Source organism: Burkholderia sp. E168m22, from assembly GCF_001319805.1.
Taxonomy (GTDB): Bacteria; Pseudomonadota; Gammaproteobacteria; order Burkholderiales; family Burkholderiaceae; genus Burkholderia; species Burkholderia orbicola.
Map to the genome: position 1 here is coordinate 45,307 of NZ_BBSK01000139.1, position 25,432 is coordinate 70,738.

Sequence of the window (25,432 nt, forward strand, 5' to 3'; positions counted from 1 at the left end):
GAAACCACGATGCAACGGAACAACAGGACGATCGGCGTGATGGGCTCGGGCAAGGAGCCGTGGCTCGCGTTTTCGGAACCGCTCGGCGCGTGGCTCGCGCAGGCCGGCTTCAACCTGCTGACGGGCGGCGGGCAGGGCGTGATGCTGGCGGTCGCGCGCGCGTTCGCCGGCGTGCCCGGTCGGGCCGGCCGGTCGATCGGCATCCTGCCGACGCAGGCCGATCCGGTCGCGGGTTTCGTGCCGCTCGACGGCTATCCGCATCCGTTCGTCGACATCCCGGTCCTCACGCCGCTGCCGCGCCGCGAACCGGGCGCCGCGCCGGACACGATCAACCGCAACTACGTGAACGTGCTGAGCAGCGACCTGATCGTCGCGCTGCCGGGCGGGCCCGGTACCGCCGAGGAAATTGCGCTCGCGCAGCGCTGGCGCAAGCCGCTAGTCTGCTTCGGGCCGGACGGTGCGTTTCGGTCGCTTGTCGCGGACGCGGTGTGCACGTCGTCGGTCGACGACGTGATCCGGTTCATCGACGATGCGTTTACGGCGGAGCAGGCGCAGGCGGCCCGATAGTTCACGGGATCGAGGCGATTCCTTTCGTCGGGATGCGCGTGTGTCGTTCAAGACGAGAACGCATGACGACCTGCGCAGCGACGGCGTCCGCCGATCTCAGCCGCCGGACGGCCCGGGCCGGCTGAAGCGCTGCTCGACGACCTCGGTCCCCCACTGCGTGCCCGCGCTTTCGCTCGTCAGCGCAAAGCCGAACGATTCGTACAGATGGCGTGCGGCATCGAGCCCCTTGAAGGTCCACAGGTAGGTTTCGCGAAACCGGTACTCGTCGACGAAACGCATCGCGAGCGTCATCAACCGACGCCCGACGCCCGAGCCGCGCAACGCGTCGTTGACGATGAACCAGCGCAGGTGCGCGACGCCCGTCGCCGGGTCGCCGTCGATCGCGAGCGACGCGAGCGTCCGGCCGTCTTCCTGGCACAGCCAGAGCGCCTTGCCGTCGGCCGGCAGCGCACCCGCGAAGGCGGCCAGCTCGGTCGCCACGCGTTGTTCGAAGAAGGCGCCGAAACCCCAGTGTTCCGCATAGAAGCGCGCATGCAGGCTCGCGATGTCGCCGATGCAGCCCGGCTGATAGCCCTCGCGAATCGACGGCGCGTCGGCGGGCGCGACGCTCGCCCTGGCCGCGTTGTCCTGGGCGAGCGCATCGGCATACAGCGCGAGCGAACGCAGCAGCGCCTGCTGGTCGGCCGGAATCATGCGACGCAGCGCATTCGACACCTGGTCGGTCGCGAACGTGTCGATTCTTTTCTGAAGCTTTTTGCCTTCGGCGGTCAGGTACAGCTCGATCGCGCGCGCGTCCTCGCTCGACACGCGCCGCTCCACGACACCGGCCGCTTCGAGCCGCGCGAGTTGCCGGCTCGTGTTCGACTTGTCGAGCCGCAGGATCGCGCCGAGATCCTTCGCGTTGATGCCGGGTGCCATCCCGATCTCGAGGATCGCGTGCACGGCCGACGGCGCCCAGTCGCTGTCGGCCAGCGTCGCACGCATGAAGCCGAGCTCGCGCACCAGTTTGCGCGAGAAGTCGCGCAGCTCGAGGATGGTCGCGTCGCGCGGCTTGGCCGGTGCGTCGATGAGGTCCATGGTTGCCCCTGAAAGGTTGCGTATCGCAATCAATAATAGTTGCGAGTCGCAACTTGAGCAAGGCGGATTTTCATGTGGACCGCCTGCTTCGGGGCGGCGCTTGCGCGCGGCCGGACGGCCAGGCCGACGAGACGTGGGGGGCAGCCGGGACAGCGCGCTCGCGACTGGTACAGAAGCGGATGGCCCGGCGCGGAGAAGTGGCCGCATACTGGCCGGAGCTGGCCGACCTGCGCGCAGGGGCATCGACCGATCCTCGATCGACGACCGCGGACCACGGAGATCACCATGAACAAGCTGTTGCCGATGACGATCGCGTTGCTTGCCGGGAGCGGCATCGGGGCGGCGCCGCTCCATGCTGCCGGCGCGATGGACGCGCCGCCGTGCAGCGCCGCGCATGCGGCGGATCAGGCCGGCGGGAACGGCGCGATGCCGGGCACCTCGGTCCGCAGCTTCTCGACCGCCGGTTGTTCGGGCGCGGTATTGCAGGGCGACCGGGCTACTGCGACGGTCGACGGCGACAGGATCGAGTTGCGCGACGGCGCCGTCTATGTGAACGGGCGATCCTATGGCGCGGTCACGCCGGCGCAGACGGTCGAATACGAGGCCGCGCGCGACCGGCGCACGTTGAAGGTCGACGGAAAAGTCCGCACGCCGCAGCGCTGAGGCGGATCGCGTGTGCCGGAAAAACGGATGACGGTTGTCATTGCAGTGGTTTTCGCCGCGCGATGCTCGAATGACCACGATGACATTTTTCCAAAACGCGCGGCATCGATCCGCTTCCCGAAGCCGGCGCCACGAAGCGCCGGCCCGGGCGCGACTCAGGACGTGGCGACCGCCGCAACCGCTTCGGCCGGGCTGCCCGGCGGCTGGCCGGTTTGCCGGCGCGATCGGCCCGAGCTGAGGTACGCGGCGATCGAATCCTGCGTGATCTCGCCGAGCCACGCGCCGTCGGGGTCGAGCACCGGCATCCACGACACACTGTACTGATACATCTTCGACAGCACGATGCGCAGGTTGTCGTCCGCCGCGACGCCGGCCGGGAACGGCGTCACGCGTTCGCCGCACACGCCGCCGCCGTCGGTGCGTGCCGCGCGGCGCGTCACGTAGCCGAGCGCCCGGCCCGCGTCGTCGAGCACGGTCAGATAGCGGCAGTCGGTTTCGTCCATGACCGCCAAGGCATGCGCGAGTGGCGTATCGACGCGCGCCGTTTCGGGTTGCGTGGCGGCGTCGCCGGCCTTCACGAGCAGCAGGCGCTTGAGCGTGCTGTCCTGGCCGACGAACTGCGCGACGAATTCGTCGCGCGGGCGCGCCAGCAGCGTGTCGGGGTGATCGTACTGCACGAGCTGGCCGCGCCGGAACACGGCGATGCGATCGCCCAGCTTGATCGCTTCGTCGATGTCGTGGCTCACCATGATCACGGTCTTGTTCAGTTGCCGCTGCATCTGGAAGAACTCGTTCTGGATCGATTCGCGGTTGATCGGATCGACCGCGCCGAACGGCTCGTCCATCAGCAGCACGGGCGGATCGGCGGCCAGCGCGCGAATCACGCCGATGCGCTGCTGCTGCCCGCCCGACAGCTCGCGCGGATAGCGTTTCAGGTACAGCTTCGGGTCGAGCGCGACCATCGACATCAGGTCGCGCGCGCGTTCGGCGCAGCGCTTCTTGTCCCAGCCGAGCAGGCGCGGCACGACGGTGATGTTTTCCTCGATCGTCATGTTCGGAAACAGCCCGATCTGCTGGATCACGTAGCCGATGTGGCGCCGCAGGTCCACTTCGTCGAGCTGCGCCGTATCCTCGCCGTTGATGAGCACGCGGCCCGAGGTCGCGGCGATCAGCCGGTTGATCATCTTGAGCGTGGTGGTCTTGCCGCAGCCCGACGGGCCGAGGAACACGCAGATTTCCCCTTCGGGCACCGACAGGCTCACGGAGTCGACCGCGCGTACGGCCTGGCCGTCCTTGCGCGTGAAGGTCTTGGTCAGTTTGTCGAGTTCGATCATGTCTTCTGCACTCCCTTCGGTGTCAATGCACGTTGCAGCATCTGCAGCAGCCGGTCGGCGACGATCGCGAGCAGGCTCACGAGCACCGCGCCCACCAGCAGTTTCATCATGCTGCTCTGGCCGATCGCACGCAGGATCAGCGTGCCGAGGCCGCCCGCGCCGATCACGGCGGCGATCGTCATCACGCCGATGTTCATCACGACCGCGGTGCGCACGCCCGCGAGAATCACGGGCACCGCGAGCGGCAGCTCGACGAGGCGCAGGCGCTGCCACGACGTCATGCCGATGCCGGTGCCGGCTTCCTTGACTCCCGCCTCCACGTTGTGCAACGCGAGGTAGGTGTTGCGCATGATCGGCAGCAGCGAGTAGAGGAACACGGCGGTGATCGCGGGCGCGGCGCCGATACCCTGGCCGAAGCGCGAGAACAACGGGATCATCAGGCCGAACAGCGCGATGGACGGCAGCGTGAGCACGAGCGTGGCAATGCCGAGCAGCGGCCCGGCGAGCCAGTCGTGGCGATTGATCAGGATACCGAGCGGTACGCCGGCGACGATCGCGCAGCCCACGGCGATCGCGACGAGCCACACGTGCTGCAGCGTGAGTTGCAGCAGCTCGGGCCAGCTCGAAGCGAGATAGTCGAATACGCTCATCGGTTGCTCCTTCAAGGTAGCGGGTGGGTGCACAGGAATGCATCGGCGACGTCGCGCGGCGATTTGCCATCGAGATCGACCGCCTTGGCCATCGCCTGCATCGCATCGTTGTCGAGCGCGGCCGACAGCGCGTTGAGCTGCGTCGCGAGCTTCGGATTGCTTTCAAGCGTGCCCTTGCGGACCACGGGCGTCGCGTTGTACGGCGGGAAGAAGTGCCTGTCGTCCTCGAGCGGCACGATGCCGAAGCCCTTCACGCGTCCGTCGGTCGTGTAGACGAGGCCGATCTTCAACTGGTTGTTGTGCAGGGCCGTATAGACGAGCCCCGGGTCCATCTGCTTCAGTTGCGCGCGGCTGAACTGCATGCCGTAGGCGGCGAGCAGCGGCTTGAGGCCATCGGGGCGATTCGCGAATTCCGCGTCCATGCCGAACACGTAATGCTTCGCCGCCGGATCGGTCTTCAGGTGCTCGGCGAGCTGCGACACCGTCCGGATGCCGGTGGCCTGCGCGAGCTGGCTCGGCAGGCCGATCGCGTAGGTGTCGTTGAGCGGCGACGCGTCGAGCCACACGAGCCCGCGCGGCACGTCGAGCGCCTTGACGCGCCGGTACATTTCCTCGGGCGACAGCTTGTCCTGGATCTTGTTGTAGACGAGCGCCGCGGTGCCCGTGTAATCCCACATCAGGTCGAACTGGCCGTTCTCCAGCGCGCTGCGGGCGAGCGTACTGCCGAGCCCGGCGCGGACTTCGACGTCGTAGCCGCGCGAGCGCAGGTACTGCGACGTGAGTTCCGCGAGCACGTATTGCTCGGTGAAGTTCTTCGCGCCGAGCACGAGCTTCGCGGCGAATGCCGGCGTGCCGGCCGCGACGCACAGCACACCGGCGGCGCACAGGCGTGCGAGCGATCGAAGGATGCGATGAAGCGTCATGCGGCACCTCCGTGGCGTGCGAGCCAATGGCGGCTGCCGGCCGCGACGATGCCGTCCAGCACCAGTGCGAGGATCGCGGTGAGCGACGCGCCGAGCAGCAGCAGCGGCTGGTTGTCGAGGTAGATGCCGGGGAAGATCAGCGAGCCGAGGCTGTCCGCACCGATCAGGTACGCGAGCGGCGCCGTCCCGACGTTGATCGCGAGCGCGGTGCGCACGCCGCCGACGATGATCGGCAGTGCATTGGGCAGCTCCACGCGAAGCAGCGACTGCCAGCCGGTCATGCCGATGCCCTTGGCGGCCTCGCGCAGCGCGGCCGGCACGTTCTTCATGCCTTCGTACGCATTGCGCGTGACGGGCAGGAGCGACGCGAGGAACAGCGCGACGATCGCGGGCACGTTGCCGATGCCGAAGATGCCGAGCGCGATGGCGAGCACCGCGAGCGACGGGATCGTGTTGCCGATGTTGAAGACCTGCATGAAGCGCTCGGCCTGATGCTGGAATCGCGGCCGGCTCAGCAGCACGCCGGCCGGCACGCCCACGGCGATGGCCAGTGTCATCGAATAGACGACCAGCAGCATGTGCTGGCCCGCGTAGTAGGCGAGATCGTCCGCGCGCTGATGGAACGTTTCGGCGCCGATGCCGCGCGCCAATGCCCATCCCACGGCGATGATTGCCACCAGGCTGCCCACCAGCTGGACAGTGCGTCGAGTCATGAAGATACGCCTCCTCGATTCGGTGCGGCGCGCGCAGGCGCACGCCGCGATGACGCCGCATGGCGTCGCGATGGAAGTTCGTGATCCCGGCATGGCCGCGATTGAACTGACGGAAACAGTGCTGCCGGCTGCACCGAGGTGCGGCTGGCGGTCGGGTGAACGCAACGACGCGTTCGTCTGATTGTCAGGTTCAGCCCGGCGGCGCCGTAACGGCGAGGCGCGTTCGAGCAGGGCACCGTCTTGTGAAGACGGCATGGATGCGGGCGGCTGGAAGCCGACCGCTGGGGCCGGAGGCCCCTTTGACGTGGCGAAACGGATGCATGCGCAACGAAGTGCGAAATGACATCACGTTGCGCACGAGATCATGCGTTTTGTGATGAAGTTGACGCGAGTATAGAACAATCAATAAATCGCGTCTACCCGCGGGCGATCGCGGCGATGCGTCGCCGGGCGCGCGGTTGCGAAGCGCTGCGTGCGCAAAAATTGATTCGAAGACCGAATCAGTTCGGTAAAACCGTCGTCGCGGCGCACGCGTGCCGATCACGTTGATCGGCAGTCGCGCGATCGTCGGCGCGGTCTTCCCGCGCACGCCGAGTGCCGCGCGATATTCGACGACTTCGATTCCCGCGACGCGCGTGAACGACGAATACCGCGCATCGGGTTCACGCGTCGGCGTCCGACTCCGAGCGCGGCGTCTTGCCGGTCCAGCGCCGGTACGCATGACGGAAGCTGCGCGGTTCGCTGTAGCCGAGCCGCTCGGCGATCGCGGCGACCGTCAACGCGTGATCGTCGAGCAACCGCACGGCTTCGTCGCGACGCACGTCGTCGAGCAACGACTGGAACGTGATGCCGTCCTTGTCGAGCCGCCGGCGCAGCGTGCGTTCGGTCAGATGCAGCGCGCTGGCGAGCGCCGTCATCGACTTGAAGCGCACGAGGTCGCGCGTCATCAGCTCCTTCGCGCGATCGGCGAAGCGCGTACCGACCGACGCGGCCCACTGCCGTTCGAGCACCTCGCACTGGCCGTGCAATGCATTGAAGCTGACTTCGTTCGCGAGACGCGGCGCCTCCGTGCCGTCCACGGACGTGAACACGAGCCGGTTGTCGGCCGCATTGAAGACGACCGGGCAGCCGAAGTGGCGCGCGTAGTCGGCCGCGTTGCGCGGCGTGCGGCGCGCGAGCTGCACCTGCTCGGGCCACACCGGCTTGCCGACGAGATCGGACACGATCAGGCGCAGGCTCGACAGGCACATGTCGGCCTGGAACACCTCGAGATCGGGCTCGCCGTTGTAGCGGCCGATGGTCACGCTCATGCCGCCGGCGTGCGCGTCGACGCGCACGTCGAAATACAGCCCCATGAACAGCGGAAACTGGCCCATGCAGCGGAACGCCTGCATCACGGAGCCGCTGATCAGCATCGCGTAGCCGGCGAGACCCAGCGTCGACACATGCAGCCGCGCGCCGATCGACAGCCCGATCGACGGTACGCCGCTGCAGCGCAGCAGGTTGCGGAAGCAACGTTGCTCCTGGCCGCGATTCACGTGCAGGTTCGGCGACGCGACTTCGTCCGCGCCCAGACCGGTGCCTTCGAGCAGCGCGGCGCCGGCGATGTGCCGCACGCGGCACTCGTCCAGCGCGACCGCGATCGCATGGACCGTGGCGGGAATGTCCTCCTGGCGTCCGGCCGGGCGCGCGAGGCCGAGCGCCGAACGCAGGCTGCGCTCGGCCCGACTCTGGTTTCGTTGGGAACGGCTGTCCATGGTGCCGATGCGGTGACGGGGTCGCACAGAACATAGCCGGAATGTCCGCAAAACACCAGTGCGGCACAGCAGCATGCAGGGCGGAACGGCGCGATGCGCGACCACATGTCCGGAAATATCCCGCGATTACGTCCGCTTTTCTCATTCGTCGTCGATTTTTTGGCGCACCACACTTTCTTCCAGTCGTGCCCCGCCGGCAGCGCCGGACGCACGCGTGTTGAAGTCATGGACGCCACCCACGTGAGGACAGCATGGACAACGACAGGCCAGGTCGAACCGCATCGGCCGCCGCGATGCATGAATGCGGCGCGGACGCGCAGCGCGGCGACACGGACGCACGCAAGCCGCATCTGCTCGGACTCTCGACGCTGGTAATCTTCGGCCTCGCATACATGCTGCCGATGACGGTGTTCACGACCTACGGCCTCGTCACGAGCGAGACGAACGGGCATCTGACGGCCGCGTACGCGGTCACGCTGATCGCGATGCTGTTCACCGCGCGCAGCTACGGCCACATGGCGCGGCTGATGCCGAGCGCCGGGTCGGCCTATACGTTCGCGAGCCGCAACTTCGGTACGTCGGCCGGCTTCATGGTCGGCTGGGCGTTGCTGATGGATTACCTGTTCATCCCGATGATCAGCTACCTCGCGATCGGCATCTACATGAAGCAGATCTTTCCGGCGGTGCCGGCCAGCGTGTGGATCGTCGGCAGCATCGCGCTGATCACCGGGCTGAACATCGTCGGCATCCGGCTCGTCAATCGCGTGAACCTGATCCTGATCGCGAGCCAGCTCGTGTTCATCGCGGTCTTCGTGATCGCGTCGGCGCACGTCGCGGCCGGCGAAGGGCTGTCGATGGCCGTCGCGTTGCCGTCGTCCGGCGATGCGCGCGCGATCTTCGCCGGCTCCGCGATCCTGTGCCTGTCGTTCCTCGGCTTCGATGCGGTCACCACACTGTCGGAGGAAACGCGCGAGCCGCGGCGCACGGTGCCGCGCGCCATCCTGCTCTGCACGCTTGCGAGCGGCCTGCTGTTCATGCTGATCGCGTATGTTGGACAACTGGTGTTTCCCGACTGGCACGCGTTCAAGGATCTCGATTCGGCGAGCCTCGACCTGATGCGGCGAGTCGGCGGCCGCACGCTGTCGGCGTTCTTCGTGGCGGTGTACGTGGCCGGCTGCTTCGCGAGTGCGATGGCGGGCCAGGCGAGCGTGACGCGCGTGCTGTTCGCGATGGGCCGCGACCGCGTGCTGCCCGAATCGGTGTTCGGTCATCTGCATGCGCGGCTGCGCACGCCGGTGCGCGCGACGCTTGCGGTCGGCGTCGTGTCGCTGTCCGCGCTGTTCATCACGCTCGATCTTGCGTCGACGATGATCAGTTTCGGCGCGCTCGTCGCGTTCGCGATCGTGAACCTGTGCGTGATGCGCAGCTATCTGGGCCGGCCGGAGCATCGCCACGCCGTGGGCTGGATCGCGTACGGCCTGATGCCGGCGATCGGCTTCGCGATGAACGTGTGGCTCTGGTCGGGGCTGTCGCGCCAGACGTTCTATGTCGGCATCGGCTGGCTCGTGCTCGGGCTCTGCCAGCTCGTATGGCTGACGCGCGGCTTCACGCGCCCGGCGCCGACGCTGTCGATGAATTGAATGGCCGGCATGCGCGATGCCGGTTTTGAAACCCTGAAGGAGGAGTGATCCATGCACGCTGTTGACGTCAATTCCGCTGCGGACCTGCAGGCGCTCGGCAAGCGCCATCTGCTGATGCACTTCACGCATGCCGATGCATACCGCGAGAACGCGCTGACCGTGTTCGACCGCGGCGAAGGCTGCTGGCTCGTCGACCGCAACGGCAAGCGCTATTTCGACGGGCTCGCCGGGTTGTACTGCGTGCAGGTCGGCTACAGCCACGGCGCGGAGATCGGCGATGCGATCCGCGAGCAGATGGCGCGGCTGCCGTTCGCGACCAACTGGGGCGTGGGCCACGAACCGGCGATCCGGCTCGCGCACCAGCTCGCCACGCTCGCGCCCGAAGGCTTGAACCGCGTGTTCTTCACGTCGAGCGGCTCGGAGTCGAACGAGTCGGCGATCAAGCTGGTGCGCCAGTATCACCAGTCGCGCGGCGAGCCGCAGCGGCGCAAGTTCATCGCGCGGCGCGTCGCGTATCACGGCACGTCGTTCGGCGCGCTCGCGCTGAACGGGATGACGAACTTCCGCAAGCATTTCGAGCCGCTGATGTCGGGCGTGCGCCATGTGGGCAACACGAAGCGCTACGGGCGCCCGGCGGGCGAGACGGAAGCGCAGTTCACGCGCCATCTGCTCGACGAGATCGAATCGCTGATCGTGCAGGAGGGGCCGGACACGGTCGCCGCGATCGTCGTCGAGCCGCTGCAGAACGCGGGCGGCAGCCTGACGCCGCCGGCCGGCTACGCGGCCGGCCTGCGCGACATCTGCGACCGGCACGGCGTGCTGCTCGTGGCCGACGAGGTGATCTGCGGGTTCGGCCGGCTCGGCGAGTATTTCGGGTCGGCGCGCTACGGGCTGAAGCCGGACATCATCACGTTCGCGAAAGGCATCGCGTCGGGTTACGTGCCGCTCGGGGGCGTGATCGCGAGCGACGCGGTCGTCGACACGGTGCTCGACGGGCCGCAGCAGATGTTCCTGCACGGCGCGACGTACGGCGGCCATCCGGTCGCATGCACGGCCGCGCTCGCGAACCTCGTGATCATGGAGCGCGAGGGCGTGCTCGCGAACGTTCGTGACAACGAAGCGGTGTTTCGCCAGACGCTCGACGGGCTGCTCGAACTGCCGTGCGTCGGCGACGTGCGCGGCGACGGCTATCACTACTCGCTCGAACTCGTGACCGACAAAGCCGCGCGCCGCTGGGCGGCGGGCCTCGGCGCGCAGGCGTTCGTGTCGACGATACTCGCGCCGGCGATCTTCGACGCGGGGTTGCTGTGCCGCGCGGGCGTGGACCACGAAGGCACGCCGATCCTGCAGTTCTCGCCGCCGCTCGTGATGTCGCGCGACGAGATCGTCTGGTTCGTCGCGCAGATTCGCGACATCCTCGTCGAGTCCTACGCACGGGCGACGCGCTGAGCGGCAGCCTTCATTTCAGGAGCATTCGATGCGAACGTCACAACAGTCCTACATTGACGGCCAGTGGCTCGATCCGGCCGACGCGCGATCGATCGACGTGATCGACCCGGCTACCGCGCGACGGTATGCACAGCTTGCGATCGGCGATGCGGCCGATGTCGATCGCGCGGTCGGCGTGGCGAAGCGGGCCTTCGATACCTATTCGCGCTGGTCGGTGGACGAGCGCGTCGCGCTGCTGACTCGCGTCCTCGATATCTACCAGCGCCGCTACGAAGAGGTCGCGCAGACGATCAGCCAGGAAATGGGCGCGCCGATCGCGTTCGCGCGGGCGATGCAGGCCGCGGTCGGCACCGCGCATCTCGAACAGACGATCCGCGCGCTGCAGTCGTTCCGCTTCAGCACGCAGACCGGTTCGCTGCTGGTATCGCACGATCCGATCGGCGTGTGCGCGCTGATCACGCCGTGGAACTGGCCGATCAACCAGATCGTGTGCAAGGTCGCGCCGGCGCTCGCGGCCGGCTGCACGATGGTGCTCAAGCCGAGCGAAATCGCGCCGTTCAGCGCGATCCTGTTCGCGGAGATCCTGCACGAAGCGGGCGTGCCGCGCGGTGTGTTCAACCTCGTGCACGGCTACGGGCATGAAGTGGGCGACGCGCTGTCGCGGCATCCGGAGGTCGACATGGTGTCGTTCACGGGTTCGACGCGCGCGGGCGTCGAAGTCGCGAAGGCGGCGGCCGATACCGTGAAGCGCGTGCACCAGGAGCTCGGCAGCAAGAGCCCGAACCTGATCCTGCCCGATGCGGACATCGAGGATGCCGTCACACGCGGCGCGCGTAGCTGCTTCAGCAACAGCGGCCAGTCGTGCAACGCGCCGACGCGCATGCTCGTGCACGTCGATCATCTGGCGCGGGCCGAGCAGGCGGCGCGCCGGGAAGCGGAACGCACCGTCGTCGGCGATCCGCGATCGACGGAAACCGGCATCGGGCCGGTGGTCAGCCGCACGCAGTTCGATCGCATCCAGCATTTCATCCGGCTCGGGATCGAGGAAGGCGCGACGCTCGTCGCCGGCGGCCCCGGCCGGCCGGCGGGGTTGACGGACGGGTTCTACGTGCGGCCGACGGTGTTTTCGAACGTCACGCCGGACATGACGATCGCAACCGAGGAAATCTTCGGGCCGGTATTGGCGATCATGACCTACCGGACCGAGGACGAGGCCGTCGCGCTCGCGAACGATTCGGTCTACGGGCTCGCGGCCTACGTGCAGTCGACGGACCTCGAACGCGCACGCCGGATCGCGGCGCGGTTGCGCGTCGGCAACGTCCACATCAACTACCCGGCGTGGAACCCGGCCGCGCCGTTCGGCGGCTACAAGCGCTCGGGCAACGGGCGCGAATACGCGGAGTTCGGCCTCGTCGAGTATCTGGAAACGAAGGGCACGACCGGGTACACCGAAGGCGGCGCGCGATGACGATCTGATCGCCCGCGCTCAGCGGCAGCGGCCCGGCACATCGCGACACTCTGGCGCAGGAGAAGCCCTCGGGCCGCCGCGACGCGGTCGGCCCTTGCAGCCCTCGACGCCACGCCGCATGTGCCGCCGCTCAGCGTTCTTCCGGGTCCGCCGCGGCCGTACCGGATTCGGCGACGGGTGCGGCGGCGGCCCGCCGGCGGATCTCGGAATCGAGGATCAGCCGCCCGCGCAGCTTGCCTTTCATCCGCTTCACATGCTTGGGCGCTTCGGTCATGTGCTCGACCATCAGCGCACGGACGCGTTCGACATCACGCTCGCGCGCGGCCTGCAGGATCGCCTTGTGGATCGACACGTTCGCCTCGCCGAAGCGCTTGTGCTCGGCGAGCGGCGTATCGTTCCGGAACTCGATCAATTGCCGGATCATCTCGTTGATCAGTTCGCAGCTGAAGCGCAGGAACGGATTGGGATTCGCGGCCGCGAGGATGTCGTGGAACGTCGTGTCCTCCTGCCGCTGACGCAGCATGTGGCCGCGATCGTGCACGCCCGACCCGCCGTCGCAGCACGCGATGTTGGATTCCAGCGCCGCGAAGTCGCGCTCGGTCAGGTGCGGCACGGCGCCGGCAGCGAGCTCGGGTTCGAGCAGCTTGCGCACCGTATAGATGTCGTCGATCGTCACGTCCTTGAAGAACAGGTAGTTCTGCAACAGCTGAAGCGTGCGGTCGAGCGGCACCTCGACGACCATCCCGCCGCCCGACGGCCCCGTCGTGACCTTGATGAGCCCCTGCACCTCGAGCGATTTCAGCGCCTCCCGGATCGTGCTCTTGCTCACCGCATAGAGCTGCTGCAGCTCGGCCTCGCGCGGCAGGCGGTCGCCCGGCTTCAGGTCCTTCTCGGTGATCAGCCGCTTGATCTCCTCGGCGACGAGGTCGGCCCGCTTCGGCTGCTTGATTTCGACCGCGAGGCCCGCCCTGGCTCGGTCCATGACCATCTTCACGACTCCTTTGTCTGACCGCGCGCCCGCGTCATCGTCGACGATCGGTCCCGGCGCGGGTACGGAATTTTGCCTGATTGACACCAATTTTGATCAACTCTAGCATCAGGTTCATTCTATTTATCATGATAAATAGGATCAACCGGCGGCGCGCATCGAAGAGTGGCGTGGGCACGGTTTGGCAGTCGGTCGTATCGCGTGTGTCCCCCTCATGAGGAGCGTCAACTTGAATCGCCGAGAACTGTTGAAACTGGCCGCGCTGTCGGCCGTGCCGGGCGCGCTCGGCAGCATGTCGTCCCGGGTCGCGTTCGCGCAGGGCGCGCCCATCCAGCTTGCCTGCCCGGTGCCGATGTCCGGCCCGTTCGCCGCCAACGGCAAGTACGCCGATCTCGGCATGCAGCTCGCCGTCAAGCAATACGGCAAGGTGCTCGGCGCGCCGCTCGCCTATACGGCGCTCGACACCGAGGGCAAGCCCGCGACGGCCGTGCGGCGCGTGCAGGAGATCGCGCAGCAGAAGGGCGTGCGTTTCTTCGCGGGCGGCATCCTGTCGTCCGAATCGCTGGCGATGGGCAAGGAAGTCCAGAAGGCGGACGGCGTGTTCATCACGACGGCCGGCGCGGACGAGATCACCGGCAAGGACTGCAACGCGGCGACGTTCCGTTGGTCCGTGCCGACCTTCGGCGCGATCGAGCAGACGGTGCGCCCGTTGATCCAGATGCTGCCGAAGGCGAAGCGCTGGTACACGATCACGCCGCAATACGTGTTCGGCGATGGCCTGCTGTCGGCCGCGAAGGCGGTCTTCAAGGAGAAGGGCATCGAGCACGTCGGCAACAGCTATCACTCGCTCGCCGAGAAGGAGTTCAGCGGCTACCTGACGAATGCGGCGGCCGCGCAGCCGGACGTGCTGCTGATCCTGAACTTCGGCTCGCAATCGTCGGACACGCTGCGCCAGGCCGTCAGCTTCGGGATGAAGCGCAACTGCACAATCCTGCTCGCGTGGGCATCGGGCCTCGAGCAGTTCGAGGCGCTCGGGCCGGACATCTGCGACGGCGTGTATTTCGGCGCGCAGTACTGGCACGGCATCGATTCGCCGCTGAACCGCGATCTCGTGAAGCGCGCGAACGCCGCGTTCAAGGCGAACCCGAACTACAGCCTCGCCGGCTCGTACATCTGCTCGAAGATCCTGATCGACGCGATGGTGAAGGCCGGCAGCGCCGATCCGAAGAAGGTCGTCGCGGCGATGGAAGGGATGAAGTACGACGGCCTCACAGGCCCCGAGGAAATCCGCAAGGGCGACCACCAGGTGCTGAAGAACTACTACCTGCTGAAGGGCAAGCCGAAGAGCCGGATGAAGAACGCGGACGACTATGCCGACATCGTCAGCTCCGGCCAGTCGTTCCTGCCGCTCGACAAGACGGGCTGCAAGCTCGCGTGACGCCGTGCATGCGTTCGCGGCGCAGCGCGCGCCGCGGGCGTCCGTTACCTTCCTCTCCGACACGGAAGCCATGAACGTCTATCTGCTGCAGATCGTCAACGGCATCGGCGTGGGCATGCTGTATTTCCTGCTCGCCGTCGGCCTGTCGATCGTATTCGGCCTGCTGCGCTTCGTGAATTTCGCTCACGGCGCGTTCTATCTGCTTGGCGCGTATCTCTGCTACCAGGCGCTGCAATGGTCGGCGAATTTCTGGGTCGCGTTGGCGGTCGTGCCGCTCGTCGTCGGCGCGTTCGCATGGATCGTCGAGAAGCTGGTGCTGCGCCACGTGTACGCGCAGCAGCACGAATTCCACATCCTCGCGACGGTCGGCCTCGCGCTCGTGCTGCAGGAGTGCGCGATCCTCGCGTGGGGGCCGCTCGGCGACAACGTGCCGCCGCCCGACGCGCTGAACGGCGTCGTGATCTGGGGCGGCTTCGTCTATCCGAAGTATCGGCTGTTCGTGATCGCGTTCACGGCCGTGCTCGCCGCGTTGCTGTGGTGGGTGCTCGAAGGCACACGGCTCGGCAGTACGGTGCGCGCGGGCAGCGAGTCGACGGAGATGGTGTCGCTGCTCGGCATCAACGTGACGCGTGTGTTCAGCCTCGTGTTCGCGCTCGGCGCGGCGACGGCCGCGCTGGCCGGCGTGCTCGCCGCACCGATCCGCGGCGTCGATCCGTTCATGGGGATCGAGGCGCTCGGCGTCGCGTTCGTCGTGGTCGTCGTCGGCGGGATGGGGAATTTTCTCGGCGCGCTCGTCGGCGGGCTGCTGGTCGGCATCGTGCAGAGCCTGATGAGCACGCTGTGGCCGGAAGGCGCGCGATTGATGATCTACGTCGCGATGGCGGCCGTGCTGCTGCTGCGTCCGAACGGTCTGCTGGGGAGGGCCGCATGATCGATTCGTCGAAACCGTTGCCGCCGGGCGCGGCGGCGTCGCAACGCCTGCGGCCGTGGCGCGGCCTGCTGCAGCGGCCGGAAGGCTGGCTCGCGGTGGTCGCCGCGTGCGTGTTGCCGCTCGTGTTGAGTTCGGGCTCGCTCGCGACTGAAGTGCTGGTGTTCGCGCTCGCCGCGCTCGGCTGCAACCTGCTGCTCGGGTACACGGGCCTGCTGTCGTTCGGGCAGGGCATCTTCTTCGGGCTCGGCAGCTACGCGGCGGGGCTGGTGCTGACGCGCGGTGTCGCATCGGTGAGCGTCGCGCTGCTGGCGGCGGCGGTGCTCGGCGCCGTCGCGGCCGCGCTCGTCGGCTGGTTCTCGATCCGGCAGCGCGGCACTTACTTCGTGATGCTGACGCTCGCGTTCGGGCAGTTGTTCTACTTCCTCGCGTATACGACGCCGGACGTGACGGGCGGCGACAACGGGCTGCTCGACATCCCGCGCCCCGCGCTCGCCGCGTTCGGGCATCCGCTCGTCGCGCTGGATTCGCCGTGGCGTTACTACGGCTTCGTCGCGGTGCTGTTCGTCGCGGTGTTCTGGCTGCTGCTGCGCGTGTCGCGCTCGGTGTTCGGCCGCACGCTGCTCGCGATTCGCGACAACGAGGCGCGCGCGGCGGCGGCCGGCTACGACGTGAAACGCTTCAAGCTCGCGGCGTTCGTGATCTCGGGCGCGGTCACGGGCCTGGCGGGGGCGCTGCACGCGCTGATGACGGGCATCGCGCCGCTGTCGAACATCGACTATCACACGAGCGAGATGATCCTCGTGATGACGGTGATCGGCGGCACGGGCAACCTGTTCGCGTCGGTGCTCGGCGCGGCGTTCTACGTGCTGTTCGCGGACTGGCTGTCGACGCTGTGGCCGCGCTGGCTGCTGCTGCTCGGCCTCGTGCTGATCGCGGTCAGCCTGTTCATGCAGCGCGGGTTGTGGGGGCTGGGCGAACGCATCGTGGCGTCGCTGCGGCGTGGCGATCGCGCGGCGGCCACGGTCAAGGAGCGGCAATGAGCGAAGCGATTCTCGAAGCACGCGGCATCGTCAAGCGTTACGGCAAGTTCACGGCGCTGGGCGGCGTCGATCTGCGCATCATGCCGCGCACCGTGCATTCTGTTATCGGCCCGAACGGCGCGGGCAAGACGACGCTGTTCCATACGCTGACAGGCACGCTGCCGATCACGTCGGGCTCGATCCTGTTCGACGGCCACGACGTGTCGCACGAACCCGATCACAAGCGCGTGCGGCGCGGCATCGCACGCTCGTTCCAGGTGACGAGCCTGTTTCCGAACCTGAGCGTGCGCGAAAACCTGCGCGTCGCCGCACAGGGCGTCGAATCGCGGCGGGCGCTGAATCCGTGGACGCCGCCGCGCGGCGCGCTCGCGCATGACGGCGTCGTCGACGACGTCCTCGAGCGGCTCGGCCTGCAGCGCTTCGCCGACACGGCGGCCGGCGTGCTGTCGCATGGCCAGCAACGCCGGCTCGAGGTCGGCATGGCGCTGGCGGCGCGGCCGCGCGCGATCTTCCTCGACGAGCCGACGTCGGGCATGGGCATCGACGATCTCGACGACATGAAGGCGCTGATCCGCGGCCTGCGCGACGACTACACGGTCGTGCTGATCGAGCACAACATGGGCATCGTGATGGATATCTCGGACACGATCACGGTGATGCAGCAGGGGCGCGTGCTGGTCGAAGGCCAACCCGATGCGATCCGCGGCGACGCGCGCGTGCGCAGCGCGTATCTCGGCAACATGATCACCGGAGGCCGCGCATGATGCTCGACGTGAAGGAGGTGCACGCGTGCTACGGCAAGAGCCACGTGCTGCAGGGCATTTCGCTGAACGTGAACGAAGGCGAGACGGTGACGCTGCTCGGCCGCAACGGCGCCGGTAAATCGACGACGCTGAAGACGATCGCGGGCGTCGTCGCGCCGACCGGCGGCACGGTGACGTTCGAGGGCCGGCCGGTGGCCGGGCAGCCGGCGCACCGGATCGCCGCGGGCGGACTGTGCTTCGTGCCCGAGCATCGCGGGATTTTCCGGCTGCTGTCGGTCGAGGAAAACCTGCGGCTCGGCGCGCGCCGCGATTCGCCGTGGCAGCTCGACGAGATCTACCGGATCTTTCCGCGCCTGAAGGAGCGCCGCCGCAACGGCGGTGCGCAGTTGTCGGGCGGCGAGCAGCAGATGCTCGCGATCGGCCGCGCGCTGATGAATCATCCGCGGCTGCTGATGCTCGACGAGCCGGTCGAGGGGCTCGCGCCGGTGATCGTCGAGGAGATCGTCGAGCAGTTGAAGCGGATCAAGGCGGCCGGCGTCGCGATCCTGCTCGTCGAGCAGAACCTCGAAGTGTGCACGCAGCTCGCGGACCGCCACTTCGTGATCGAACAGGGCGTGATCGTCTACGAAGGCAGCAACGCGGCGTTCGCGGCCGATCATGACGTGAAGGACCGCTACCTGGGTGTCGGTGTGGCATGAGCGCCGTGCCCTTTCAATGCGAGGAATGGCAACGATGCAAGTACAGGATTTGACTCCGGGCGTCGCGGCGTCCGGCTTGCGCGTCGATGGCGCGCGGCTGTGGGACAGCCTGATGCGGCTCGCGCGGATCGGCGCGACCGACAAGGGCGGCGTGTGCCGCCTCGCGCTCACCGAACTCGATCGCGACGCGCGCGACCTGTTCGTCGCATGGGCGAAGGACATCGGCTGCACGGTGCGCGTCGATGCGATCGGCAATATCTTTGCGCGGCGCGCGGGCGAACGGGACGACCTGCCGCCCGTGACGACGGGCAGCCATATCGACACGCAGCCCACTGGCGGCAAGTTCGACGGCAACTACGGCGTGCTGGCCGGCCTCGAGGTGCTGCGTACGCTCGACGACGCCGGGGTTCGCACGCGCGCGCCGCTCGAGGTGGCCGTCTGGACCAACGAGGAAGGGTCGCGCTTCGTGCCGGTGATGATGGGTTCCGGCGTGTTCGCGGGCGCGTTCACGCTCGACCATGCGCTCGCGCAATGCGACCGCGACGGCGTGTCGGTGCGCGATGCGCTGGCCGCGATCGGCTATGCGGGCAGTGCCGACGACGGGCACGGCGCGCATCCGGTCGGCGCGTATTTCGAAGCGCATATCGAGCAGGGGCCGGTGCTGGAAGCGCATGACACGACGATCGGCGTGGTCGAGGGGGCGCTCGGACAGCGCTGGTACGACGTGACCGTCCACGGGATGGAGGCGCATGCGGGCCCGACGCCGATGGAACTGCGGCGCGACGCGCTGCTGGTCGCAGCCGATCTCGTGCGTGCGGTGAACGGCATCGCGCGTGCGCATCCGCCGCACGGACGCGGCACGGTCGGCTGGGTCGACGTGCACCCGAATTCGCGCAACGTGATTCCCGGCCGCGTGACGTTGACCGTCGACCTGCGCGCGGCCGACGACGCGACGCTGGCGGCGATGGATGCGGAATTGCGTGCGGCATGCGCCGACCACGGCGCGGCGGCCGGGATGCGGATCGACATCGAGCCGGTCGTGTACTTTCCGCCGCAGCCGTTCGATCCGGCGCTGGTCGAGCAGATCCGCGCCGGCGCGAGCGCGCTCGGGCTGTCGTCGATGAACGTGATCAGCGGTGCGGGCCACGACGCGGTGTATCTCGCGCGCGTCGCGCCGACCGCGATGATCTTCGTGCCGTGCAAGGACGGCATCAGCCACAACGAGATCGAAGACGCGGATCCGGTTCATCTGGAAGCCGGCTGCAACGTGCTGCTGCATGCGATGCTGGCCGCGGCCGGGATCGCGGAGGGCCAAGCGCGATGAAGATCCTGATTGCCCGGATGAACCACGAGACCAACACGTTCTCGCCGGTGCCGACGCCGCTCGCCGCGTTCGGCCGCAACGGCCCCGACTGGGGCGACGACGCGTATCGCGCGAATCGCGGGATGCGTACCGCGATGGCGGCGTTCATCGACGCGGCCGAACGCGCGGGCGCGGACATCGTGACGCCCGTGTCGGCGGCCGCGAACCCGAGCGGGCCGGTCGCGGCCGACGCGTATGCGGCGATCTGCGATGCGATCGTCGCCGCGGCGCCGGGCTGCGACGCGGTGATGCTCGACCTGCATGGCGCGATGGTTGCCGAGCAGAGCGCGGACGGCGAGGGCGACCTGCTCGCGCGCGTGCGCGCGGCGCTGCCCGACGCGCCGATCGCGGTCGCGCTCGACCTGCACGCGAACGTCACGCAGAAGATGGTCGATCACGCGGACGTGATCGTCAGTTTCAAGACCTATCCACACGTCGACATGTACGAGACGGGCGAGCACGCGGCGCGGCTGCTGCTCGACCGGCTGCACGGCCGCGCGCGGCCCGTGCTCGCGTGGCGGCAGCCGCCGCTGATGACGTCGACGCTGCGCAGCGCGAGCGCGGAAGGCGCGATGCGGCGCGCGGTGGAGGCCGCGCGCGCGGCCGAGTCCGACGGGATGCTCGCGGTGTCGGTCCTGCCCGGCTTCTCGCTCGCGGATATTCCTGCACCGTGCATCAGTGTGGTCGTGGTGGCCGATGGCGACCGCGCCGCCGCCGACGCAGTGGCCGAGCGCATCGCGCGGCAGATCTGGGACGCGCGCGACGAATTCGTCTATCGCAGCGCGCCGCTCGCCGAATCGGTTGCGCAGGCCGCGGCGCTCGCACAGGGCGCGGACCGCCCCGTGCTGATGCTCGATCACGGCGACAACTGCATGTCGGGCGGCCCGTGCGACACGATGGACCTGCTCGAAGCCGCGCTCGCGCACGGGCTCGACGGAATCGTCAGCGGACCGTTGTGCGACCCGGACGCGGTCGCGGCGCTGATCGATGCGGGCGTCGGCGCCACCGTCACGGTGCCGGTCGGCAACCGGTTGCCGTCGCATGGCGGCGTGCGGCGCGAACCGTTTCGCGCGACGGGCATCGTGCGCGCGATCACCGACGGCGAATACGTGATCACCGGGCCGACGTATACCGGGCAGCGTGCGTACATGGGCCGCGCGGCCGTGCTCGACATCGGCACGGCCACGCTCGTCGTCACCGAGCGCACGCAGGAGCCGTGGGATCTCGGCGTGTTCGAGAGCGTGGGCGTCGATCCGCGCCGTGCGCGCTTCCTGCTGCTGAAGTCGCGGATGTATTGCCGGCCGGTATTCGTGCCGATTTCGTCCGCGCTGGTCGAATGCGACAGCCGCGGCGTGACGGGCTCGGACTACGGGCTGTTTCGCTACGAGCGGCTCGCGCGGCCGGTGTATCCGCTCGACGACATCGTCGAGTGGTCATCGGGGACGCGCCGCACGGATTGACGGAACCGAAGCGGAACCGAACCGAACCGGAACGAGACGCCGGGTCGGCCCGCTTTCGGGCATCATGCGATGGCGCCGGCCCGTCGAGCAGCAGGGTCGGGCAATCCATTGCGTCCGCAACCGATCCGGAGAACCGACCGCCATGCATTCGAACCTTTTCCGCCAGCGCAGCGCGCGCCTGCTCGCCGCGCTGACCCTCGCCACGACGGCCGTTACCGTGCATGCCGCCGACTGGATCGTGTCCGGCAACGACGGCAAGTACCAGCGCGTCGAGGGCCGCGACACCTATTTGCCTTCCCCGCCCGCCGACACGCTCACGCTGCTCGATGCGAGTACCTTCCCGCCGAAGGTCGCGCTGCAGGTCGACGTCGAGAACGGCATCCAGGGGCCGCCGCAGGCCGTCGCGATCACGCCCGACGCGAAGCTTGCGCTGGTCGGCGCGCCGACGCGCTATGACACGGCCGCGAAGCAGCTCGTATTCGACACGTTTCTACAAGTCGTGAATCTCGACAGCGCACCGCCCGCGATCACGCGCATCGAGCTCGGCACGCATCCGCAAGGGATCGCGATCGATCGCTCGGGCCGGCTTGCGCTCGTCGCCAACGTCGACGGCCGCGTGTCGATCCTGCGCATCGACGGCACGCAGGTGACGCTCGAAGGCAACCTGAAAATCGGCAAGAAGCGGCTGGCCGGGATCAGCTTCACGCACGACGGCAGGCATGCGCTCGTGTCGCTGCGCGACGAGCAGGGCATCGCGGTGCTGAACGTCGACGACGGCAAGGTGACCGACAGCGGCACGCGTCTGAGCACGGGCGTCGCGCCTTACACGATCGACGTGTCGAGCGACAACCGCTGGGCCGTCGTCAGCAACGTCGGGCTCGCCGGGCTACCGGGTTACACCGGCACGCTGGCGGGCGACGCCGATTCGGTCGCGCTGATCGACGTGTCGCGCGTGCCGTTCCGCACGGTTCAGTACCTGACGGTGCCGTCGCTGCCGGAAGGCGTCGCGATTTCGCCGAACGGCAAGTGGATCGCCGTGCAGGCGATGGACGGCTCGAACCTCACGGCCGACAACCCGGGCCGCCACAAGATCGGCAAGGTGCTGCTGTTCGAGATCCGCGACGGGCGGGCCGTGAAGGTGAACGAGGTGCCGGGCGGCGAAGCCGCGCAGGGCATCGTGTTTACCGCGGACAGCCGGCACGTGATCGTGCAATTCAACGTCGAACGGCAGCTTGCGCTGTATGCGGTGGAAGGCGGCAAGCTGCGCGATACGGGCAAGCGGATCGCGCTGACGGGCGGGCCGTCTTCGTTGAGGACGTTGCCGCGCTGACGCGTCGTCGGACGCTTCGTGTATTCGTTCGTATCCCTGAGTGAAAACGGCACCCGGTTTCTTCGGGTGCCCGTCGAGACCCCTCCTTTCCAGTCTGGTTGCAACGCAACAAGCCTCGGCAATTTGTACCCATAGCCACTTAACTCCCATTTGTTTAGTTAAACAAACCGAAAATTCGGGAAACTTCTTGTGGTGAATAAACAGTCGTTGCGGCACTGTAGGTCCGCGGGAACGGCGCCGATGGTCCGAGGTAAATCGCGGGCCGCGCGATAGCGCGCCGGATATTCACAAGCGGGAGTCCGTGCGACGCCGATGGGAGACCAGCCGGCGTCGCGCCGCGCAAGGCGGCAAGCCTGACGCCCCGCCGGAACATCGTCGACGCAGGACGACTCGTTTAATTAACGGTGCTAAACGAAAAATGAAAAATACACGACTCTTGATCGTCGCTGCGCTGACGGGTGCGGCGCTCGCCGCGTGTGGCGGCGATGACGTGAACAGCCCGTCGATCGCCGGCAGCGGCGGCACCACCGGTAATGGCGGCACGGACGGGCCATCGACATCGGGGCCATCGCAGCCCGGGCAGCCATCACAACCCGGCCAACCGTCCACGCCCGCGCGCACCAACATGCAGCTGACGCAGTTCGTCAACCCGCTGATCGGCACGCAGGTCAACAATGACTCCGGCTACGGGGGCAACGTGAACCCGGGCGCCACCGTGCCGTTCGGAATGGTGGATTTCGGTCCGAACACACCGCGCTACAACTTCAACGGCTCGGGCGGCTACCTGTCGTCGGGTGGGTCGGGCGGCACGATCGACTTCTTCAGCGTCACGCATCTGAGCGGCGTCGGCTGTCCGGGGCAGGGCGCGGTCGCGATGCTGCCCACCGACGGGGCGAACGCCATCGCGCCGGGCGGCAGGCCGACCGGTATCGCATACAGCTATTCGGAAGAAGTGGCTCAACCGGGCTACTACAAGGTACGCCTCGCGAGTGGCATCACGACGGAGCTGAGCGCGACCGCGCGCGCCGGCCTCGCGCGCTTTACGTACACGGACAAGGACAAGGGTTTCTTCTCGGTCGATGCGAAGCTGAACGGCAACAGCGATTCGAGCCGCACGAGCATCACCGCGAACAACGTGGCGCTTGCGATCGCCGGCGACGGCAAGTCGATGAGCGGGCAGGCGGTCGCGCCGGCGTTCTGCACGCCGTACGGCACAATCTGGAACGCTCCGGTGTACTTCTATGCGACCTTCGACAAGCCGCTGCGCAAGCAAACCGGTACGTCGTCGGTGAATACCGCGAGCAACGGCGCCGCGACGCTGCAGTTCGACCTGACCGATGACGACAGGACCGTCACCGTGAAGGTCGGCATCTCGTCCGTCAGCGTGTCGAACGCACAGGCCAACCTCGCGGCCGAGGGTGAAAAACTCGCGTTCGACGATGCGCGTGCGAAGGCATCGGCGGCGTGGAACGACCGGCTCAATACGATCCAGATCGATCAGGCGAAGGACCCGGCTGCGCTGAACGCCACGCAGAAGGCGAACCTCACGAAGTTCTATACGGCGCTGTATCACGTATTCAGCGCGCCGACGCTCTATAGCGACACGAATGGCGAGTTCCGCAGCATGCGTCAGCCGAGGAACGCGAACGGCAGCTATCCGACCTCGGTCGACCGGACCGGCACCGTCCCGCAGCGTGCCACCGCGAACGTGAAGGACTACGCGTACAAACGTCCCGACGGCTCGCAAGGCGGCGGCGCCAATCACTACACGGGCTTCTCGCTGTGGGATACGTACCGGTCGCAGGCGCAACTGCTGGCATTGCTTGCCCCGCGGGAAGCGAGCGACATGATGCAGTCGCTCGTCGTCGACGGGCTGCAATGCGGCGCGTTCCCGCACTGGGTCGACGGCAGCGACGATTCGACGCCGATGGCGGGCGACAACGCACTGAACGTGATTGCCGGTTCCTACAAGTTCGGCGCGACCGACTTCGACCTGGTGTCGGCCGCACGGCTGACGAAGCAGTCGGTGTTCGATCCGTCGAGCGCGTGCAACGACCGCGCGAGTGCGCCCGGGCTCGCCAACTTCCTGACGGCCCATTACCTGTCGCAGAGCGACGACGGCCATTCGTCGTCCGCGACCATCGAGCGCGTGCTGAGCGACCGCTCCGCGGCCGCGTTCCTGCAGGCGCTGCCTGCCGGCGTGCTGAACGCGCCGTCGGTCGGCGTGACGGCGGACAACATCGGCACGCTGTATACGCGTGCGTCGTGGTGGCGCAACATCTTCGACTACCCGAACAAGGTGATCGCCGCGCGCAACGCGCCGCCGGCCGGGGCGGCGCCCGGCACGCTGGGCACGCTCGTGCAGGGCGCGTTCCATGAATCGACGGAGCCGAACTACTTCTGGACCTTCGCGCAGGACTGGTCCGCGCTGATCGACGCGATCGGCGGCAAGCAGGCGGCCGTCGCGCGGCTGAACAAGCTGTTCTCGATCACGACGCCGTATTCGACCGTGCCGACCGCCGGCAGCCTGAACGGCGGCGAATCGTCGAATGGCCTCTACATCGGCAACGAACCGTCGTTCCAGTCGCCGTGGGGCTACAACTGGGCCGGGCAACCGAGCGGGGCGCAGTACATCCTGCCGATCATCATGGCGCAGACGTTCGGCACCGGCCGCGACGGCCTGCCGGGCAACGACGACATGGGCGCGACGTCGAGCTGGTACGTGTGGGCGACGCTCGGCATGTTCCCGGTGATTCCGTCGGAAGCCGGTCTTGCGTTGTCGACGCCGCAGTTCAGCGGGATCACGGTCTGGCTCGGCAACGGCAAGACGCTGCGACTCGAAAGCGACAAGCAGGTCGCGGCCGACGATACCGGCCATGCCGCGTTCCCGTACATCCAGTCGCTGAAGGTCAACGGCACGGACTACGCGGGCTCGTGGCTACCGCTGGGCAAGATCGCCAATGGCGGCACGATGAGCTATGCGCTGTCCGCCACGCCGACGCAATGGGCGGCCGCCGACAACCTGACGCCGCCATCCGGGCCGAATGCGGACTACACGCAGATGACGGCGGGCGGTGCGTCAACCGCGATGCGCATGCAGCACCAGGGCGGCGTGCGATGAACGCAAGGGTGCGCGCGGGGCGCCGCGCTGCGCGCATCCGTCGAGCGCGTCGCAGCGC

Annotated in this window: 22 protein-coding genes; 15 read left to right on the plus strand and 7 right to left on the minus strand. The window is 67.8% G+C overall.

Annotation, left to right across the window (positions count from 1 at the left end; translation table 11 throughout):
* The first annotated feature begins 9 nt into the window (after positions 1-9).
* Positions 10-567 (plus strand): LOG family protein, encoded by a 558-nt coding sequence (locus tag AP428_RS30795; protein WP_226292110.1) that lies wholly within the window; start codon positions 10-12, stop codon positions 565-567.
* Between the two features lie 96 nt (positions 568-663).
* Here the strand turns inward: AP428_RS30795 and AP428_RS30800 are convergent, their stop codons facing one another.
* The gene (locus tag AP428_RS30800; protein WP_011549284.1) at positions 664-1,644 is read right to left on the minus strand and encodes a helix-turn-helix domain-containing GNAT family N-acetyltransferase; all 981 of its coding nucleotides are present in this window, start codon (positions 1,642-1,644) and stop codon (positions 664-666) included.
* A 285-nt stretch (positions 1,645-1,929) separates the two neighbouring features.
* Here AP428_RS30800 and AP428_RS30805 point away from each other — a divergent pair, with 285 nt between their 5' ends.
* Complete coding sequence (locus AP428_RS30805) at positions 1,930-2,307, plus strand: sugar ABC transporter ATPase (RefSeq protein WP_011549283.1); 378 nt, start codon at positions 1,930-1,932, stop codon at positions 2,305-2,307.
* A 155-nt stretch (positions 2,308-2,462) separates the two neighbouring features.
* On the opposite strand, the gene AP428_RS30810 is transcribed toward AP428_RS30805, so the two are convergent.
* From AP428_RS30810 to AP428_RS30825, 4 genes are read right to left on the minus strand one after another with little or no spacing between them, the layout of a single operon-like run.
* Complete coding sequence (locus tag AP428_RS30810) at positions 2,463-3,641, minus strand: ABC transporter ATP-binding protein (protein ID WP_011694963.1); 1,179 nt, start codon at positions 3,639-3,641, stop codon at positions 2,463-2,465.
* The gene (locus AP428_RS30815) at positions 3,638-4,291 is read right to left on the minus strand and encodes an ABC transporter permease (protein WP_011549282.1); all 654 of its coding nucleotides are present in this window, start codon (positions 4,289-4,291) and stop codon (positions 3,638-3,640) included. The genes AP428_RS30810 and AP428_RS30815 overlap by 4 nt, the downstream gene beginning before the upstream one ends.
* A gap of 11 nt (positions 4,292-4,302) precedes the next feature.
* Positions 4,303-5,214, minus strand: a complete 912-nt coding sequence (locus tag AP428_RS30820) for a glycine betaine ABC transporter substrate-binding protein (RefSeq protein ID WP_011549281.1) — start codon at positions 5,212-5,214, stop codon at positions 4,303-4,305.
* Positions 5,211-5,927: an ABC transporter permease gene (locus AP428_RS30825; protein ID WP_011549280.1), complete on the minus strand. Its 717-nt coding sequence runs from the start codon at positions 5,925-5,927 to the stop codon at positions 5,211-5,213. Before AP428_RS30825 ends, AP428_RS30820 begins: the two co-directional genes overlap by 4 nt.
* Here AP428_RS30825 and AP428_RS30830 point away from each other — a divergent pair.
* Positions 5,926-6,108 carry a hypothetical protein gene (locus AP428_RS30830; RefSeq protein WP_023476396.1) on the plus strand — a complete coding sequence of 61 codons (183 nt, stop codon included), beginning with the start codon at positions 5,926-5,928 and terminating at the stop codon, positions 6,106-6,108. The genes AP428_RS30825 and AP428_RS30830 overlap by 2 nt on opposite strands.
* A 481-nt stretch (positions 6,109-6,589) precedes the next feature.
* Here AP428_RS30830 and AP428_RS30835 read toward each other — a convergent pair whose 3' ends face one another.
* Positions 6,590-7,684 carry an AraC family transcriptional regulator gene (locus AP428_RS30835; RefSeq protein WP_041489523.1) on the minus strand — a complete coding sequence of 365 codons (1,095 nt, stop codon included), beginning with the start codon at positions 7,682-7,684 and terminating at the stop codon, positions 6,590-6,592.
* A gap of 251 nt (positions 7,685-7,935) precedes the next feature.
* Between AP428_RS30835 and AP428_RS30840 the strand changes: the two genes are divergently transcribed.
* The 3 genes from AP428_RS30840 to AP428_RS30850 are packed head-to-tail and all read left to right on the plus strand — an operon-like array spanning position 7,936 to position 12,241.
* On the plus strand, positions 7,936-9,324 hold the full coding sequence (locus AP428_RS30840) for an APC family permease (RefSeq protein WP_011549277.1): 1,389 nt from the start codon (positions 7,936-7,938) through the stop codon (positions 9,322-9,324).
* Positions 9,325-9,375: 51 nt separating this feature from the next.
* Positions 9,376-10,773 (plus strand): aspartate aminotransferase family protein, encoded by a 1,398-nt coding sequence (locus AP428_RS30845; protein ID WP_011549276.1) that lies wholly within the window; start codon positions 9,376-9,378, stop codon positions 10,771-10,773.
* 28 nt (positions 10,774-10,801) lie between these two features.
* Positions 10,802-12,241: an aldehyde dehydrogenase family protein gene (locus tag AP428_RS30850; protein WP_011549275.1), complete on the plus strand. Its 1,440-nt coding sequence runs from the start codon at positions 10,802-10,804 to the stop codon at positions 12,239-12,241.
* Positions 12,242-12,371: 130 nt separating this feature from the next.
* Here AP428_RS30850 and AP428_RS30855 read toward each other — a convergent pair whose 3' ends face one another.
* On the minus strand, positions 12,372-13,229 hold the full coding sequence (locus AP428_RS30855) for a FadR/GntR family transcriptional regulator (RefSeq protein WP_011549274.1): 858 nt from the start codon (positions 13,227-13,229) through the stop codon (positions 12,372-12,374).
* A 229-nt stretch (positions 13,230-13,458) separates the two neighbouring features.
* Between AP428_RS30855 and AP428_RS30860 the strand changes: the two genes are divergently transcribed.
* From AP428_RS30860 to AP428_RS30900, 9 genes are all read left to right on the plus strand, one after another.
* A complete protein-coding gene (locus AP428_RS30860) occupies positions 13,459-14,667 on the plus strand; it encodes an ABC transporter substrate-binding protein (protein ID WP_023476392.1) in 1,209 nt (402 codons plus the stop codon).
* 70 nt (positions 14,668-14,737) lie between these two features.
* On the plus strand, positions 14,738-15,598 hold the full coding sequence (locus AP428_RS30865) for a branched-chain amino acid ABC transporter permease (protein WP_027808159.1): 861 nt from the start codon (positions 14,738-14,740) through the stop codon (positions 15,596-15,598).
* Entirely contained in the window at positions 15,595-16,638 is a 1,044-nt protein-coding gene (locus tag AP428_RS30870) for a branched-chain amino acid ABC transporter permease (RefSeq protein ID WP_011549271.1), read from the plus strand. Before AP428_RS30865 ends, AP428_RS30870 begins: the two co-directional genes overlap by 4 nt.
* A complete protein-coding gene (locus AP428_RS30875) occupies positions 16,635-17,402 on the plus strand; it encodes an ABC transporter ATP-binding protein (RefSeq protein ID WP_011549270.1) in 768 nt (255 codons plus the stop codon). Before AP428_RS30870 ends, AP428_RS30875 begins: the two co-directional genes overlap by 4 nt.
* Positions 17,399-18,100 (plus strand): ABC transporter ATP-binding protein, encoded by a 702-nt coding sequence (locus AP428_RS30880; RefSeq protein ID WP_011549269.1) that lies wholly within the window; start codon positions 17,399-17,401, stop codon positions 18,098-18,100. The genes AP428_RS30875 and AP428_RS30880 overlap by 4 nt, the downstream gene beginning before the upstream one ends.
* Before the next feature lie 34 nt (positions 18,101-18,134).
* Complete coding sequence (locus AP428_RS30885; protein WP_054928595.1) at positions 18,135-19,424, plus strand: Zn-dependent hydrolase; 1,290 nt, start codon at positions 18,135-18,137, stop codon at positions 19,422-19,424.
* Positions 19,421-20,923: a M81 family metallopeptidase gene (locus AP428_RS30890; protein ID WP_054928544.1), complete on the plus strand. Its 1,503-nt coding sequence runs from the start codon at positions 19,421-19,423 to the stop codon at positions 20,921-20,923. Before AP428_RS30885 ends, AP428_RS30890 begins: the two co-directional genes overlap by 4 nt.
* A 142-nt stretch (positions 20,924-21,065) precedes the next feature.
* Positions 21,066-22,253 carry a YncE family protein gene (locus AP428_RS30895; RefSeq protein WP_054928545.1) on the plus strand — a complete coding sequence of 396 codons (1,188 nt, stop codon included), beginning with the start codon at positions 21,066-21,068 and terminating at the stop codon, positions 22,251-22,253.
* A gap of 418 nt (positions 22,254-22,671) precedes the next feature.
* Positions 22,672-25,374, plus strand: a complete 2,703-nt coding sequence (locus tag AP428_RS30900) for a glycoside hydrolase domain-containing protein (protein ID WP_054928546.1) — start codon at positions 22,672-22,674, stop codon at positions 25,372-25,374.
* Positions 25,375-25,432 lie beyond the last annotated feature (58 nt).